This window comes from Acinetobacter sp. UBA801, assembly GCA_002296655.1.
Taxonomy (GTDB): domain Bacteria; phylum Pseudomonadota; class Gammaproteobacteria; order Pseudomonadales; family Moraxellaceae; genus Acinetobacter.
In genome coordinates this window covers 1-16,032 of record DBIN01000049.1, presented here as the reverse complement: position 1 = coordinate 16,032, position 16,032 = coordinate 1, and the positions used below count along the sequence as shown (strand labels likewise).

The 16,032-nt window shown below is 42.1% G+C and carries 13 protein-coding genes and 4 pseudogenes; 7 read left to right on the top strand and 10 right to left on the bottom strand.

Going from position 1 to position 16,032, the window contains the following annotated elements; all coding sequences use genetic code 11:
* Nucleotides 1-49: 49 nt before the first annotated feature.
* From B2W49_RS10165 to B2W49_RS10155, 3 genes are read right to left on the bottom strand one after another with little or no spacing between them, the layout of a single operon-like run.
* A complete protein-coding gene (locus B2W49_RS10165) occupies nucleotides 50-1,132 on the bottom strand; it encodes a DUF6670 family protein (RefSeq protein ID WP_291340633.1) in 1,083 nt (360 codons plus the stop codon).
* Between the two features lie 40 nt (nucleotides 1,133-1,172).
* Entirely contained in the window at nucleotides 1,173-1,997 is an 825-nt protein-coding gene (gene pssA / locus B2W49_RS10160) for a CDP-diacylglycerol--serine O-phosphatidyltransferase (RefSeq protein ID WP_291340631.1), read from the bottom strand.
* Nucleotides 1,998-2,038: 41 nt separating this feature from the next.
* Nucleotides 2,039-2,896 carry a 23S rRNA (adenine(2030)-N(6))-methyltransferase RlmJ gene (locus B2W49_RS10155; protein ID WP_291340629.1) on the bottom strand — a complete coding sequence of 286 codons (858 nt, stop codon included), beginning with the start codon at nucleotides 2,894-2,896 and terminating at the stop codon, nucleotides 2,039-2,041.
* Between the two features lie 116 nt (nucleotides 2,897-3,012).
* Here B2W49_RS10155 and B2W49_RS10150 point away from each other — a divergent pair, with 116 nt between their 5' ends.
* Nucleotides 3,013-3,615, top strand: coding sequence for a 2OG-Fe(II) oxygenase (locus tag B2W49_RS10150; RefSeq protein ID WP_291340628.1), 603 nt, complete (start codon nucleotides 3,013-3,015; stop codon nucleotides 3,613-3,615).
* 85 nt (nucleotides 3,616-3,700) lie between these two features.
* On the top strand, nucleotides 3,701-4,228 hold the full coding sequence (locus B2W49_RS10145) for a hypothetical protein (protein ID WP_154321050.1): 528 nt from the start codon (nucleotides 3,701-3,703) through the stop codon (nucleotides 4,226-4,228).
* A 49-nt stretch (nucleotides 4,229-4,277) separates the two neighbouring features.
* Here the strand turns inward: B2W49_RS10145 and B2W49_RS10140 are convergent, their stop codons facing one another.
* From B2W49_RS10140 to B2W49_RS10130, 3 genes are all read right to left on the bottom strand, one after another.
* Complete coding sequence (locus B2W49_RS10140) at nucleotides 4,278-4,535, bottom strand: DUF2789 family protein (protein ID WP_026438086.1); 258 nt, start codon at nucleotides 4,533-4,535, stop codon at nucleotides 4,278-4,280.
* Nucleotides 4,536-4,714: 179 nt separating this feature from the next.
* A complete protein-coding gene (locus B2W49_RS10135) occupies nucleotides 4,715-4,963 on the bottom strand; it encodes a DUF2789 family protein (protein WP_096901745.1) in 249 nt (82 codons plus the stop codon).
* Nucleotides 4,964-5,063: 100 nt separating this feature from the next.
* A complete protein-coding gene (locus tag B2W49_RS10130) occupies nucleotides 5,064-5,531 on the bottom strand; it encodes an Lrp/AsnC ligand binding domain-containing protein (RefSeq protein ID WP_291340623.1) in 468 nt (155 codons plus the stop codon).
* 189 nt (nucleotides 5,532-5,720) lie between these two features.
* Between B2W49_RS10130 and B2W49_RS10125 the strand changes: the two are divergent.
* The 4 genes and pseudogenes from B2W49_RS10125 to B2W49_RS10110 form a co-directional block, all read left to right on the top strand.
* Nucleotides 5,721-6,934: pseudogene (locus B2W49_RS10125) on the top strand (D-amino acid dehydrogenase); the annotation flags it as partial.
* Between the two features lie 59 nt (nucleotides 6,935-6,993).
* The gene (gene alr, locus B2W49_RS10120) at nucleotides 6,994-8,112 is read left to right on the top strand and encodes an alanine racemase (RefSeq protein WP_291340622.1); all 1,119 of its coding nucleotides are present in this window, start codon (nucleotides 6,994-6,996) and stop codon (nucleotides 8,110-8,112) included.
* Nucleotides 8,113-8,184: 72 nt separating this feature from the next.
* Nucleotides 8,185-8,541 carry a RidA family protein gene (locus B2W49_RS10115; RefSeq protein ID WP_291340620.1) on the top strand — a complete coding sequence of 119 codons (357 nt, stop codon included), beginning with the start codon at nucleotides 8,185-8,187 and terminating at the stop codon, nucleotides 8,539-8,541.
* Nucleotides 8,542-8,664: 123 nt separating this feature from the next.
* Nucleotides 8,665-10,097 (top strand): annotated as a pseudogene (locus B2W49_RS10110) (amino acid permease).
* 174 nt (nucleotides 10,098-10,271) lie between these two features.
* On the opposite strand, the pseudogene B2W49_RS10105 reads toward B2W49_RS10110, so the two are convergent.
* From B2W49_RS10105 to B2W49_RS10090, 4 genes and pseudogenes are all read right to left on the bottom strand, one after another.
* Nucleotides 10,272-10,945: pseudogene (locus B2W49_RS10105) on the bottom strand (YeeE/YedE thiosulfate transporter family protein).
* A 238-nt stretch (nucleotides 10,946-11,183) separates the two neighbouring features.
* Nucleotides 11,184-12,170 carry a malate dehydrogenase gene (locus tag B2W49_RS10100; protein ID WP_291340618.1) on the bottom strand — a complete coding sequence of 329 codons (987 nt, stop codon included), beginning with the start codon at nucleotides 12,168-12,170 and terminating at the stop codon, nucleotides 11,184-11,186.
* A gap of 201 nt (nucleotides 12,171-12,371) precedes the next feature.
* On the bottom strand, nucleotides 12,372-13,019 hold the full coding sequence (locus B2W49_RS10095; protein WP_291340616.1) for a ribonuclease T2 family protein: 648 nt from the start codon (nucleotides 13,017-13,019) through the stop codon (nucleotides 12,372-12,374).
* Between the two features lie 102 nt (nucleotides 13,020-13,121).
* Nucleotides 13,122-15,008: a lytic transglycosylase domain-containing protein gene (locus B2W49_RS10090; RefSeq protein WP_291340635.1), complete on the bottom strand. Its 1,887-nt coding sequence runs from the start codon at nucleotides 15,006-15,008 to the stop codon at nucleotides 13,122-13,124.
* A gap of 358 nt (nucleotides 15,009-15,366) precedes the next feature.
* Here B2W49_RS10090 and B2W49_RS10085 point away from each other — a divergent pair.
* Nucleotides 15,367-16,032, top strand: a pseudogene (locus B2W49_RS10085) (tRNA (N6-isopentenyl adenosine(37)-C2)-methylthiotransferase MiaB); the annotation flags it as partial.

Sequence of the window (16,032 nt, the reverse complement as noted above, 5' to 3'; positions counted from 1 at the left end):
AAATGGTTATTTATTCGGCAAAATGCATCACTTTTCCACAAAATATTGTTTATTTTCTTTTTTTGATTATAAAAGGTTCAGGATTCAGGACTGTATCTGGCATTTGTTCTGGTTGATCATGTTCTTGCCACTTCAGTGCACGGCAGTCGATATATTCACAATAGCCACCCTCACCTTGTTGTTGATCACCATTTATAGCCAACTGATATTGAAAACTTCCGACATAGCCTGCCGCAACCCCAAATTTAAAATCACCACGACTCTGTGCCAGCAAATGAATTGAGGTGCCATCTTGATCTTGATAACGCCATTCAAATTCACGTGGCAAATACATGCACTGACCTGTTGGCGTTTTTACTTTTGGATAAACCCGTTGAATATTAAATTGTACCTGTCCATCAAATACCCGAGTTTGCCCCGTGTTCGCATCTCGCAGATAGATTCGAGATTGCAAAATTCGATTCAGCACATCACGGCTTTGTAGCAATATCATTTGTTGCTGATGATTCAGATTAATCACTTGATAGCAAAAAAATGCCACTGCGAAATAAGGAAACTGGATTGAACGAGCGAACTCAAAACTACCTAATTGCTCAATCTGAAAATGCTGATTTTTATAGCACACACTTCCCTGACACTGACACAACAAAGACCAATGTTCTGCCAAATTCATGCGTAATTTGGTAAAATATGAAATTGTAGTACTTGTTGTGATCTTTAAATCAAAGCTAAGTTCACTATCTTCACGTTGAATGTGAAATTGCGGAAAGTGTCCTGTAATGCGCTCTTTATTGGCAAACTGAAAATACTGTGCAGTAAATACGCAATCGTGTTGAATTGAATAATGATTAGACTGTCCCACCATGTGAGGGCTGCTACTACAAAGAATACTGGCTGTATCTAGAGCTGTGGTTGTAATCACATTTTCAGGGCGCAGCATTGCGGTATTCAGACTGCCCAATAAGCCGATAAAGTTGAGATAATGTAAAGGTGCAGGCAAGTTAGGAAGAATTAAGCCCTGATAGATAAATTTATAATGACTGTTCGGGGCGTGATAAGGCAGTTTGGCGGTTGTCGCAGGAGTTTGATTGAGTTGTTTGGAGCGATCGAGAAAATCTTGAAACAGCTGCATATCAAACTCCTTGTGAGTTGATGCTTTTATGAAAGCTTAATTAACTCACTGCATTTTTTCTTGCCATAAAAGTGGTCACAAAACCTGAAAGCGCATAAATAATTGAAATCACCAAAATTCCCACAGGAATATTATAAGTCATGGCTGCAAGGATAAATACTGCGATTGGCAATACAAAAAATGGCACACGTTTACGGTCAAAGGTTTTAAATGAATAATATTTAATATTGGAAATCATCAATAATCCTACTGCAATAATGATCACAGCATTGAGGATTTGTAGTCCAATTTCACGAATATCATACAGTTCAGGAAAGTCCCGCCCCACCCAAACCAAAGACACAATAATCAGTGCAGCCAAAGGACTGGCAACACCAATAAAGTAGCGTTTATCGACCACACCAATTTGCACATTAAAACGCGCCAAACGGAATGCAGCACACGCGGTATACACAAAGCAGGCCGCCAAGCCGATACGACCTAAATCGTGCAAACTCCAGCTATACATCAAAATCGCAGGTGCAACACCAAAAGCGAGCATATCGGATAATGAATCAAACTGTTCGCCAAATGGGCTTTGCGCTCCAATTGCACGTGCCACACGACCATCTAAGCCATCAAACAATGCCGCTAGAAATATGGCATAGATGGCTTGGCTAAATTCGCCATTCATACTCGCAATAATGGAGTAAAAACCAGACAGCAAGGCTGCCGTGGTAATCAGGTTTGGCCACAGATAGATACCACGACGTTTCACCTTTTGCCCTTCACGGGTTTGTTCTTCTTCCACCACTTCAAATGTAATTCCGTCATGCTCAAGATCACGGGAACTATATTCTCCTTCGGGCTTAGATGTGTTTGTCATTATTTTGTGTCCTAACTGTAACCTGAACGTTTATTTAAATTTTATTCGCCAACTAACCAGCGCACTGCAGCGTGTCCACCGTGTTCTTGCATACGCAAATGCGGGAACAACCATTGCAGGGCTTCATCCGCATCTTCAGAAAATTTCCATGGCGGATTAATCACCAATAAACCACAACCGTTTAAGCCCACAGGAGTATCATCAGGCCATACACAAATTTCACAAATGAGTTGACGGCGAATCCCTGTTTTAAACATTTTCTTTTCAAAACGCTCAATCATGGCGCGGTCTTTAATTGGATACCACACCGCAAATACGCCTGTTGGCCATTTTTTATGTGCAGCTGCCAATAATTCAACCAACTGTGGGAAATCTTTACGTTCTAACTCATACGGTGGATCAATCATCACCAAACCGCGCTTTTCTTTCGGTGGTATGACGCCTAATAAACCTTCGTAAGCATCACGCTCATGTAAACCTGCACGTTTGTCACGAATGTTATGACGTAATTGCTGAAATACATCGCGCTGCATTTCAAAAATAGTCGCTTTGTCGATGTCACGCATGCCCTGTAAAGCAAACCACGGCGAACCTGGATATGCACCTTGACCATCCACCTCACGCATTGCTTCAACCAGTTTTAAATACTGCTGTACGCCTTCTGGAGCTTGACGTTTGATTGAATCATCTAGTTTCACTAAACGATGAATACCATTTAAAAATTCACCCGATTTTTGTGCAGGTGCTAAAGATAAGTCGTATTTACCCGCACCGCCATGTGTATCGATATAGCGATAAGGTTTATCTTTGGCATTTAAACGTGTCAAAATTTGCAGCAATAAAACATGCTTCATGACATCGGCAAAGTTGCCCGCATGGAAATGGTGACGATAATTCATGTTTGGTTCATTCCTAAAATCAACTGACATTTTAGCATGAAAAAAAGTTTCATTCAGGAGCTTGTATTCCTTTAAAATAATCAGCTTGTCTTGCATTTTGTCTGAGTATCTATTTCATGGACGCCCCACTGCTTCCAAAATCTTGGAATATTGATCAAATTCTTGAAGATTTAGATCTGCATGGTTTTGCCATGTTGGATGATGCCTATTCACCTGAATATCAACAACAAGTGCTAGCAGAGTGTAGTCAAAATTTAGACCAATTTCGTGCAGCAGCCATTCAAAATGGTGTAGTCAGCAAAATTCGCAGTGATCATATTTTATGGATTCACGAAGATTTAAGCATTGCGCAACAACACACCCAAACTCTTTTGGCTTTGGCTGAACAATTCAATCAGGCATTTTATTTCGGGATTCGTGAGGTCGAAGCACATTTTGCCAGCTATCAAGCAGGTTCTTTTTATGCCTTACACCGCGATAACCCACAACAAAAAAACGATCGGGTGATTTCTGCAGTTTATTATTTACATCCTGAGTGGCAGGCAGATTGGGGTGGGCAACTACGCTTACAAGACAAACATGGCGCATGGCATATTATAGAACCACACCCAAATCGGATTGCAATTTTCCAAAGTGATTTATTGCATGAAGTTTTGCCTGCGACACAGCAACGTCTTTCCATTACTGCATGGCTACGCAGCGGCAATCAACTTTGGTAAAGATAGACCGCATTTTCAAATTATTGGCTTTAAAACTGTAAATTTGCCCCGATGTATAGCAAATATTGCTATCAGGAATTCACCCATGCGCAACTCGACTCAACAGCTTATTCAACGTATTGGGGAAACCGACCAACTTTTTTTACAAGGCAATACGCCTGAATTGGCATTAGAACGTGCCGATTTACGCTTACAATTGGTAAGTTTAAGCGAGTTACGCCAAGAACAGATTTACTTTTTGCAAGAAGCCATTGTGCTGTTGGAACAGGGCCGGATTGAATTTGAAGAAATACCGTTAACGCTGTATATCAACTTGTCTTTGCATTTAGCCAAAGCCTATATGATGTATTTTGAACTGACCCGCGATGCAAAATACGCCTTAATTACCCAACAAATTTTAAAAGCCATGACCCATTATGCGCATGGGGATATTTTCTTTTTCTTGGCCTATGCCAGCGCCAGTAAAAATGAAAGCGCACTGTGTCGTCACTGGTTAGGCAAGTACAGTAAAACTGCCGAATTTGATTTGGAACTCTTACAAATTCACCCTGCTTTTAACGCCTATCAAACCGAAGTCTGGTTTAAACAAATTCTCAAAAGCAGAATGCATTAAAAAACGCCTCGTTCGGAGGCGTTTTTTATAAGATGGCAATGACTTGAACTTAAACAGCTTGTAAACGATAAGCATCTAAATGTAATTGTTGATTGAGTTCATCAATCCAAATGGCCCAATCATCGTCTTGTACCAAATGACTGATTAAAAATTCACGTTGTGATTTATTCCAAAACGGCGCTTCATGTAAATTAATATGTGCAGGCAATTGATGCGTACGTACATACAATTCAATGGCTGCAGGGCTACTGGCTAAACCGAGTTGGCTGAATAACATGGCTAATGATGGAGTATTTTGCATGAGCACCTTGCCCCCTTTTATTAGTTTCGTTGTAATTCCTTATTCAACCAACTTATAACACTTTGTATAAAAAACCCAGACTTTTGACTGGGTTTGTTGTATCTTTTTGTGAGCACGCAGTTTACTGGCGCTTTTTAGATGAAAAGTATTTGATTTCACTTAAATACTTTTAACTTAAATACCGATTAAACACTCGGATGCTGATCGCTATGTAATTGCTCATTTAGGGTTTCAATCACAATGGCCCAATCATCATCTTTTTTCCAGTGGCTTTGCAAAAATTGGCGCTGCCCTTCCGTCCAAAACTCGGCACAGTGTAGTTTGGTTTCTGCAGGTAATTGATGCTCACGAATAAATTGATCAATTGCTGCATCGTCAGCATCTAGACCCAATTGTTGAAATAACAGTTCTAAGGTCGGTTGTTGGTCAAACATGCCATCCTCCTTTGGTTCGTCTTGTACTTTTAATGACCTTAACCTGCTTTGAGCCACAATTCAGCAGCAGCCAAGTTGCAGCATGTTATTTTTTGTACAACTAGACATTCAAATCTAAATACAAACTTTCTTTGACTTCCTCCATCACCACATAGCTATGCGATGATGCCGAGGCAGGTAGTTTTTTTAGAATATTGCCCAGCAATTTACGATAGGCACTCATTTCCTTTAAACGTGCCTTGACCAAATAATCAAATTCTCCAGAAATTAAATGACATTCTAAAACTTCAGGAATATCTGCCAAATCTCGTGCAACTTGTTCGAACACATCGCCTGATTTTGCAGAAAGCTTAATTTCTAAAAATACCAATAAGCGTTTATCGAGTAACTCTGGGCTTAAACGGGCATGGTAACCCATAATAATGCCATCACGTTCCAAGCGCTTTACCCGCTCTGAGCAAGGCGTGGTCGATAAATTGACCATCGCTGCCAACTCACTAATTGCGATTCTGCCCTGCTTTTGCAATATCTCTAAAATCATCCGATCTATACGGTCTAATTTACGCATCTAAAATCCCTGTTATTTTATAATTTCCGCGAATAATCCTACGAATTCACTAAAATACTACCCTAAAAATAGCAAATTTCACTATTAAACTAAAAATATACTAGTTAAATAAACTAGGGATAGCGTTAGGACAAGCACATGCGTGTAATTGTTTTAGGTAGTGGCGTCATTGGAGTGACCAGTGCTTATTATTTAGCAAAACAAGGGGCTGAAGTCACGGTATTAGACCGTCAGGCTGGCCCTGCAGAAGAAACCAGTTTTGCTAATGCAGGACAAATTTCACCAGGTTACTCAACACCGTGGGCAGCACCGGGTATTCCATTTAAAGCTGTGAAATGGATGTTTCAGCATCATGCACCATTGGCGGTACAGCTAGATGGCAGCATGTGGCAATTGCAATGGATGTTACAAATGCTGAAAAACTGTAGTGCCAATCAATACGCAATTAATAAAGAGCGTATGCTTCGTGTTGCAGAATATAGCCGCGATTGTTTACGCAGCTTGCGTCAAGAAACAGGCATTCAGTACGAAAACCGCGCCAAAGGCACACTGCAAATTTTCCTTAAAGAAGCACAACTTGAAGCTGTGCAACGTGATATCCAAGTCCTACAAGAAACTGGTGTGGACTTTAAATTGCTCGATGCGCAGGCTTGGCGCAGGTTGAACCCGCCTTAGCCAATGCTCAAGACAAATTAGTCGGCGGCTTACATTTACCCAATGACGAAACGGGTGATTGTTATTTATTTAGTAAAGCTTTAGCTCAACATGCCAAAAATTTAGGGGTTAATTTCCAGTTTAATCAAAAAGTTGAACGACTCATTGTAGAAGGCAACACCATTAAAGGTGTCTTGGTCAATGGTCAGGTACTGACAGCAGACCGCTATGTACTGGCATTTGGCAGTTATTCACGTGATTTTTTAAAGCCTTTGCATCTCGATTTACCTGTTTATCCGGTAAAAGGATATTCCCTCACCATTCCAATTATTCAGCCAGATTTAGCCCCTCAATCTACCGTTTTGGATGAAACCTACAAAATTGCGATCACACGTTTTGATCAACGTATTCGCGTGGGCGGCATGGCTGAATTGAGTGGCTTTAATTTGGGTTTAAATTTAGACCGACGAGCAACCTTGGAAATGGTGACGCACGATTTATTTCCTGGTGGCGATCTGAAACAAGCTGCATTTTGGACAGGGTTACGCCCAATGACACCAGACAGCACCCCAATTATTGGTGCAACGCAGTATCCAAATTTATTTATTAACACAGGACACGGCACTTTAGGCTGGACGATGGCGTGTGGTTCAGGAAAGTTAATCAGTGATTTGATGATGGGGCGCAATACAGAAATTAGTACCGAAGGTTTATCTCTACAGCGTTATCACACCACCTTAGCAGCTTAGTTTCTAGACATACAGCAAACGGATTAAACGCTAAACCACTTTGTTCAAGGAAGAACTTTATGTCACGACCAATACGGGCATGGATTCATTTAGATGCCTTAAGTCATAACTTAGGCATTGCTCGACGTCATGCAAAAAACTCAAAAGTGTATGCCGTGGTAAAAGCCAATGCTTATGGACATGGGATCGAACGGGTCTACCCTGCTTTACAACAAGCAGATGGTTTTGCCCTACTTGATCTCGCCGAAGCAAAACGCTTACGTGCTTTGGGCTGGCAAGGCGATATTTTATTGTTGGAAGGCATTTTCTCTGCACAAGACTTACAGGATTGTCACGACTTTAATTTTAGTTTCACCGTACACAACACTGCACAAATTGAATGGTTACAGCAATTTCAGTCTAACCACCCCACAGCGCGATTTCATATTTTCGTCAAAATGAATGCAGGCATGAATCGGTTGGGTTTTGCACCCGAAAACTATGCTCAGGCTTGGAAGCGTTTGCTTGAATTAGAGATTGTGGCGAGTCTGACGCACATGATGCATTTTTCAGATGCAGATGGTGAGCGTTTTGGTATTTCGGGAATTCAGCAACAATATTCGCAATTCCAACACATCATTCAAGCATTTCCTGCAGCGGTGACCGTCAGCAACAGTGCAGCAATTTTACGTCACAGCCATGAGCTCCACTCTGACATTGTCCGTGGCGGCATCATGCTTTATGGCAGCTCTCCTGACTATCCAAAACATTCTAGTCAAAGCTGGCAATTACAACCTGCCATGAGTTTGCGTACAGAAATTATCTCCATACAGACTTTGGTGGCAGGTCAAAGTGTCGGTTATGGCTCCAACTTTGTAGCGGAATATCCCATGCGCATTGGCATTGCAGCCTGCGGTTATGCCGATGGCTATCAGCGGACTTCTCCAACAGGCACACCTGTGTTGGTCAATGACTGTAAAACATGTCTGATTGGTCGGGTCAGCATGGATATGTTGGCCGTTGATCTCACCCATGTGACCGATGCCGATATTGGTGCCGAAGTGGTGTTATGGGGCAAGTCTTCTGCAGGGACTCTGCTAAGTATTGATGAAGTTGCGCATGCCTCAGGCACAGTCGGCTATGAGCTGATGTGTGCCGTCACACAGCGCGTGCCTTTTTCTATTGCAGCCACGGAATAAATGTTTTCCGTACTTTGATTATTCGTTTGACCCAGTTGCATTTATGCACCCCCACTACACAAGGAAATAGTGATGCCCAATTCAATTCAACATCTACACAGCAATGATTTTATGAGTGCTGTGACTGTATTTAATCATGTGGTTTATCTTTCAGGACAAGTCCCAAGCAATCCTGAAGCCGACATAGACGCACAGACACGAAACGTGTTCAACACCATTGAACAGCTTTTGGCTCAGGTCAATAGTGATAAATCACACTTGCTTTCTGCACAGCTCTTTTTAAAAGACCTTGCCGATTTTCCAGTAGTCAATGCCTTATGGGCAGAGTGGTTAAAAGACTGCCCTAAACCTGCTCGTGCAACCATTCAAGCAGAATTGGTCAATCCAAACTGGCGTATTGAAATTGCAGTGACGGCAACGCAGTTATAAACCGTAGCATTTTTAAATCTTTCTCATATTTAACGGTAATTGCGCTGAATAGGATTTTCAGCTCGCTAAAGTGAACTACGTACGCCAATGGCTACCGTTAAAAAACTCAATAAGGACATTGAAATGACACAAACTTCGCAAAATTCTTTGCAGTCTCCTCCAGATCAACTGCAGCGCAAATTGTCCAACCGACACTTACAGTTAATTGCCATTGGCGGTGCGATTGGTACAGGGCTGTTTATGGGCTCAGGCAAAACCATCTCACTGGCAGGACCTTCTATTCTGTTTATTTACATGATTATTGGTCTGATGTTTTTCTTTCTAATGCGCGCTTTGGGCGAAATTTTATTATCCAATCTGCATTACAAATCTTTTATTGATATGGCATATGACTTAATTGGCCCGGGAGCTGCCTATTATATAGGCTGGTCATATTGGCTCGGTTGGGTTTTGGTGGGGATTGCAGACTTAGCAGCCATCATTAATTATCTCAACTTTTGGCTACCCGCTGGGGTCAGTTTTACCCCCACAGGACAAGCTTTAATTAGTGCGGGATGTGTTTTATTTGTACTCGGACTCAACTTGCTTACGGTTAAACTCTTTGGAGAAATTGAGTTCTGGTTTGCCCTGATTAAAATTTTAGCCATTCTAGGTTTAATTTTTATTGGTGGTTTTATGGTGCTCAACCACTTTCAATCCCCCAATGGTACGGCGTCAAGCTTCAGTAATATTTGGGCACATGGCGGCATGTTTCCACAAGGTGGCAATGGCTTTTTAGCAGGTTTCCAAATTGCCTTATTTGCTTTTGTCGGAGTTGAACTTTTAGGCACAATGGCAGCAGAAACCAAAGACCCTGAAAAAAATCTGCCTAAAGCGGTCAATGCGATTCCAACCCGCATTATTCTGTTTTACGTCCTTTCTTTATTGGTGGTGATGTCTGTAACGCCTTGGAACCAAATTCCTGCCGATCAAAGTCCATTTGTTTCCCTATTTCTACATGCAGGAATTCCAACCTCTGCGATTATCATGAATTTAGTGGTGCTATCTTCAGTGATGTCATCGATGAACAGTGGTGTGTTTTCGACCAGTCGCATGTATTTGGTCTAGCCAGAACCAAGCAAGCACCACAAGCATTAGCACGCTTATCTAAACGTGCTGTTCCTGCACAAGGAGTGATTTTTTCATGCTTCTTTATTATGGCGGGTGCAGGTTTGCAATATTTTGTACCGAATACCATTGAAGCCTTCACCTTAGCCAGCTCTCTGTGTGTGATTTTATTCATTAGCATTTGGGGACTAATTATGGTGTGCTATTTGCGTTATCGTAAATTACAACCAGAATTGCATGAACGCTCAACCTTTAATATGCCAGGGGGTGTGTGGATGAGTTATGTTGTACTTGTCTTCTTGTTTTTCGCCTTAATTATTTTAAGTTTAGAGCCAGATACGCTTAAAGCACTTATTGTCAGCCCATTGTGGGTGATCCTTCTTACCATTACCTACCGATTATTGTATTTACCAAGAATCAGAAAAAGTGCAGCTTTAGAACAAGCTTGAGCTGTTATTTGCGAAAAACTGAAAAAACCATACCACTCAGCAAGGGTTTTCATATGACGAAAAACATTTGAATCAATCTTGAATATCTACACCATTCAATTTTCAAAACTCTCCTAGAACATGAAAAAAGCCAGTCAATGCACACCGACTGGCTTTTTCTACGCAAATTAAAAGTTAGCAACCTGTTAGTTTTTCTGGCTGTGGCTTTTCATTTGGAAAAAAGATTGGGCGCAATTTCACACCAATGATATTCTCCAAAAAAATAAATAACAGCTATAACCCGCCATGCACACTGCCCGAAGCAATTCCGCTAAAGTATGTACCATTGTTATAACCATAGACCAAACTTGCACCTTAACCCAGTGTTAAGCCACCTACTACAGCCGCAACCCGTAAACCTAAGCAAAAAAACAGCGTAACCCACATTCACGCCTTACCAGCGCAACAAGTGTATAGCATACCCGATGCACAGCCGCCGCCTAACTGCATGCCGATACCAAAAATTAAGGCTCCCATCATGACTGACATCGACATAGGATTGACGTTGTACTTGACTGGATTGCTAATAACTCACCTGCACTCAAAGCAGGAAAGAATAACAACACCGCCAAGCCCAACATGATCATTTGAGCCTGCAAAGACCACGACGATATTTAATAAACACGCCTGCTAGAAGTAAAACCCAAAAAAGCGTGATCCAACGTCATCCCTAAACCACCCATCAAAAACTTACAATGCTTGATTTAGATCCACAATTTGAAATGCGCCAATGGTACCGACAACAAGCAAGATAAAAGCCCCAAAAACGAAACATCCGATCATTGGGCACTTGCAACAATAACAGATATAACAGAGAGAAGATTTGAAAAAGGAAACGCGCGTATTCTACGCAATTTCCCCATCATGTAAGGGAATCGACCTATTTTACAACCCGCCATCCGTTCTTATATCTGATAAACCATAAAAACTAAAATGATGACAAGCATTTAAGTTCAAAGAAAAAATCAAGTGTAAAAAAATGCCAGTCAACTTTTAATTGACTGGCATCACTTCCAAAGAAGTTTTAACTTAATCTAGCAGATTAAATTATTTAATCATGTCAGCAATTGCTGCACGTTCTTCTTCAAGTTCGTTTAACGTGAAGTTGATACGCTCACGGCTGAACTCGTCGATTTCAAGACCTTGAACGATTTTGTATTCGCCATTTTCGCAAGTTACAGGGAAACCGAACATTACGCCTTCAGGGATACCGTAAGAACCGTCAGAAGGAATACCCATAGTTACCCATTCGCCGTTTGTGCCAAGCGCCCAATCACGCATGTGGTCAATTGCAGCGTTTGCAGCAGATGCAGCAGAAGATAAACCACGTGCTTCGATGATCGCAGCGCCACGCTTACCCACTGTAGGAAGGAACACGTCTTTGTTCCATGCATCATCGTTGATTTTGTCTTTTAAGCTTTCGCCATTTGCAGTTGCAAAACGGTAGTCAGCATACATTGTTGGAGAATGGTTACCCCAAACTGTCATGTTTTTGATATCAGAAACAGCAACGCCAGCTTTTTGAGCAAGTTGAGTTAACGCACGGTTGTGGTCAAGACGTAACATTGCTGTGAAGTTTTTCGCTGGAAGATCTGGAGCAGATTTCATTGCGATATAAGCATTCGTGTTCGCTGGGTTACCCACAACAAGAACTTTAACGTCACGGCTCGCAACTTCGTTCAGCGCTTGACCTTGACCAATAAAGATTTCACCGTTGACTTTAAGAAGGTCAGCACGTTCCATACCAGGACCACGTGGACGAGAACCAACCAATAACGCGTAATCAGCATCTTTAAATGCAACTTTAGGATCATCAGTACCGATCATGCCTGCCAATAATGGGAAAGCACAGTCGTCAAGTTCCATCATTACGCCTTTAAGCGCTTGTTGAGCTTTCTCAACAGGAATTTCTAACAATTGAAGAATAACTGGTTGGTCTTTACCCAACATTTCACCGCTAGCGATACGGAATAATAAGCTGTAACCAATTTGACCTGCAGCGCCAGTCACGGCAACACGAACGGGTTGCTTCATGTAATTATCTCCAGTTGAGGATAGTCAATGCGATTAAATAGTCAGTCCATTTAATCTAATAATCATAAACGCGAAAGATTGTACTCCAATCATTCAGCGGATGCATGCAAAAGCGCATCAAATTCCACAAAAGTCTGATAGAAAATATGAATAAAATTTCTCAAAAAGCTTAAAAGTCAAAAATTACAGTCACCTAGCAAGCTAGTAAGAACCTTTAATAAAAAACTGATTCGGGCAATTGGATTCAACCCCTGCACCACACTGCTTATAGCGCCCTGCAGTGTCATAACAAATTTTGATTTCAGTTAAATAACTTTTGCCTTGATGATTAGAGCACTGAAAATGCACGCTTTTCGATGACATACCGGAATTGGACTTAAGAAACAAACTTCGCAGTTGTGACAATTGCACGCTCTGCGTGCCTTGCCCGGTCAATACCGAAGGCACGTTAATCCGATCTGCATTGTTAATAATCATGCGGAAATACTGACTGGCATTCATGGGCACACAGCCACCAATGCCTTGCCACAATTGTACCCGTGCTGCTTCATCAGGCATAACCCGCGCCACCACTTTGGCTTGCAAAGGTGGCAACTTTGCCGATGACTGAGAGCTACATTCACGGGCAGCAACTTCAGGATATAAGCCTTCAATATTCAGCGAATAACCTTCTAAACATTTACGCTTTTTGCTTTTACTCGAATCAATTAAACACACGGCAGGCGTCATTTGCACAGACATCACATAACCTTGTACAGGAGCAGAAAATGCATTTTGCGTACACAAAACCAAAGCTGCACCGCTCAAACTGAGCAATGTCACTTGAATTGGCTGTGAAGTTACACTCATCCACACTTTCAATGCTTGAGCCCCCTTGCTATTTATGCGCCCAATAATCTACAGATCTAACTATCAACACGATCATCAAGCTGTATCACTTATATATTTGCCTTAAGGTGTATTCCGCGATGGAATATGTTGCATACGACTACTCATCGATTGTCCACCCTGCCCCAACAACACACCATAATGTGTGGCATTGGTCATGACATGCTTGACATAGTCACGTGTTTCTAACAATGGAATACTCTCGGTATATTGGTCTGCAGCAATCGCTTGAAACTCCGGCTGCCAACGACGTGCACGGTTCGGCCCTGCGTTATATCCCGCTGTAGCAAGCACTGGACTATTGCTTAATTGTCTGTGAATCGTCGACAAATAAAATGTGCCATAACGAATATTGGTATTCATATCACTCAGCGCGGCAGGATTATAAGTTTCACCCATTTGTCGTGCAACCAGACGTGCCGTATCGGGCATGATTTGCATCAGTCCACCTGCGCCGACATGCGAACGCGCAGTGGTATTAAAACGGCTTTCCTGACGCATCAATCCATAAGCCCAAGCTGGGTCAATACCTACATTTTGACTGTGACTTACCACATAATTACGGTGTGGCATGGCATAACGATAACTATAGTTGTGCTTATTCACAGTACGATCTGCTGCATAAATGGCACGATCATACCAACCCATATCGGTCGCACGCTTAGCCGCTGCTAAAATCAAACCATCATCCTGTCTTAAATACGCCTGACGTACCGCCCAATTCCATTCACGGTTGACATAATTGGCAGGTGCATTAACTTCACGCAAGGCAAAGGCACGGTTAAAGTGAATATCCTGATTCAAACGCTGTAAGTCATGAGTACTTGGTTGTGTATTCGCAGGAATTGTATTGTAAGTTTGCCCAAGACGATCTTTCGCCAACAAGTTGTGATAATCATCACCCTGCGCCAGTTTTTTATAAATATTTTGCGCGCTACGTTTCGATGCTGCATCATTGCGTTGTTCTAAAGCACGTGCCAACCAATATTGCCAACGATCTTCCTGTTTTTGAGTCACGCTCATGCTATCCACCGCACGAATCACACTTTCCCATGCGCCAAAACGAATCGCCTGACGGGCATAGATTTCTGCTTCTTCGGGGCTAAATGGCAAGCCATAACTGGCATCTAAGGCACTTAACACTTCACGCTTAAAATTGTTTTTCATAACCGTGGTGCCACCAATATATCCCACAGCACGATATAGGGCTTTTTGTATTGCTTCTGGCGTACCTTCTGAACTGCGTTTTAGTGAAGAAAGTGCCGAGTCTAAATCGCTATCGGCTAGACGCCCCATCGCATAAATAAGATAGGCATGATCTTCATTGCTTGCTTTAGGTGCAGACCACAAATAATTCAGTGGATTGGCCTGAATGCTGTTCAATTGTGCCAAACTGATATTCATACCTAAACTTTGTGCAGTCGCTAAAGCAAGTCCAGACTGCCCTGCACGCAATTGTGCCCATAAGCGTTGCTGCTTATCTTGCTGAGTCATTAAAGGACTTGACAGCATCATCCGCCCCAAACCTGTACAAGATTCAGGTTGTGTACTGGTATTCAGCCATACATCTTTAAACTCAGCGACCACCAAAGGATCACCCGAACGGGTGCGGACTTGTGCCATAGCACAGCTTTCGGCTTGATCGGCATTACTCACATAGGCAAGCACGGGTTGCGCACTACTAAAATCGGCCTGTTTAACTTTTTCTTCGATGTAATCTGCTGCGAGTTTTTCTACCATCGCCGATTGTGGATGACGCTGTGCAAACTGCACAATAGCACTGGGAGGTTGCATACCCAAATTGGTGTTCAATGCCCAGTATTCAGGATAGTAGCCCAAGACATCATTTTGCATGGCATATTGATACTGCTGCAATAAATCGACATCACCTGAATTGGCTGCACGCAGTGCATCATTAAATTGTTCATTTGCGGCATGCGTACCCGTCATCACGGCAAGCGAAACCAGACTTAATACAAGCTTTTTCGTTAATTTATTATTTTGTTTCATCATTTGCAGCATTCGCTTGCCTTCAGTCATTTACTTCTGCCTCGAGGTCCGCATCCAATCATTTAACTTAGTTTAATTACTCTAGAACCCTAGTTGTGTTCTGTTATGTAACCTTCTGATTAGACACTATTAATCTTGAAATCAATCTTCCAACAATTTTACTTCACATTTCAAGCATGTGATGCATGGATTAAAGTCTGTCAGTTTATCTTGAATTCCTGCTAAAATACGCCCCTTTGTTTTATCTATTGCGTTTATTTTTATAAACGAACTCGTGAATTATCTCTTAGGAGCCTATATGACGGTTCAAACCTTCATCCCGAATGGTGCCCAAGCTGCCTCAGAAAACACTGTTACCCAGCCACAGCACACCCTAGCCGACGGTTCAGTTAAGAAACTGTATATCGAAACGCAAGGGTGTCAGATGAATGAGTATGACAGTCACCGTATGGCAGACCTTTTGGGCGACTCGCACGGCTATGTGCTGACCAGCAACCCTGCCGACGCCGATATTTTGCTCATGAACACCTGTTCAATTCGTGAAAAAGCCCAAGAAAAAGTATTTTCTGAATTAGGACGCTGGCGCAAGCTTAAAGAAAAAAATCCTGATTTAGTGATTGGCGTAGGCGGTTGCGTGGCTTCTCAGGAAGGCGACAACATTCAAAAACGCGCGCCGTATGTGGATATGATTTTTGGTCCACAAACCTTGCACCGCTTGCCCCAAATGCTTGATCAGCACCACGATCAAGTTGAAAAACCAAAGAAAGAAAAAATCAAACTGGTGGATATTTCTTTCCCAGACATCGAAAAATTCGACTTCCTACCTGAGCCTCGTGTTGAAGGGTTTAAAGCCTTTGTGTCGATTATGGAAGGCTGTTCAAAATACTGTTCTTTCTGCGTAGTGCCTTATACACGCGGTGAAGAAGTTTCACGTCCTTTAGATGATGTCTTGGCTGAAATTGCG

Excerpts from the sequence above, each read along its gene's own strand:
- B2W49_RS10095 (WP_291340616.1), bottom strand. The coding sequence starts at position 13,019 with ATGAGTGTAACTTCACAGCCAATTCAAGTGACATTGCTCAGTTTGAGC.
- B2W49_RS10155 (WP_291340629.1), bottom strand. The coding sequence starts at position 2,896 with ATGAATTATCGTCACCATTTCCATGCGGGCAACTTTGCCGATGTCATG.
- B2W49_RS10165 (WP_291340633.1), bottom strand. The coding sequence starts at position 1,132 with ATGCAGCTGTTTCAAGATTTTCTCGATCGCTCCAAACAACTCAATCAA.
- B2W49_RS10150 (WP_291340628.1), top strand. The coding sequence starts at position 3,013 with ATGGACGCCCCACTGCTTCCAAAATCTTGGAATATTGATCAAATTCTT.
- pssA (WP_291340631.1), bottom strand. The coding sequence starts at position 1,997 with ATGACAAACACATCTAAGCCCGAAGGAGAATATAGTTCCCGTGATCTT.
- B2W49_RS10135 (WP_096901745.1), bottom strand. The coding sequence starts at position 4,963 with ATGTTTGACCAACAACCGACCTTAGAACTGTTATTTCAACAATTGGGT.
- B2W49_RS10130 (WP_291340623.1), bottom strand. The coding sequence starts at position 5,531 with ATGCGTAAATTAGACCGTATAGATCGGATGATTTTAGAGATATTGCAA.
- B2W49_RS10115 (WP_291340620.1), top strand. The coding sequence starts at position 8,185 with ATGCCCAATTCAATTCAACATCTACACAGCAATGATTTTATGAGTGCT.
- alr (WP_291340622.1), top strand. The coding sequence starts at position 6,994 with ATGTCACGACCAATACGGGCATGGATTCATTTAGATGCCTTAAGTCAT.
- B2W49_RS10090 (WP_291340635.1), bottom strand. The coding sequence starts at position 15,008 with ATGACGGGTACGCATGCCGCAAATGAACAATTTAATGATGCACTGCGT.
- B2W49_RS10100 (WP_291340618.1), bottom strand. The coding sequence starts at position 12,170 with ATGAAGCAACCCGTTCGTGTTGCCGTGACTGGCGCTGCAGGTCAAATT.
- B2W49_RS10145 (WP_154321050.1), top strand. The coding sequence starts at position 3,701 with ATGCGCAACTCGACTCAACAGCTTATTCAACGTATTGGGGAAACCGAC.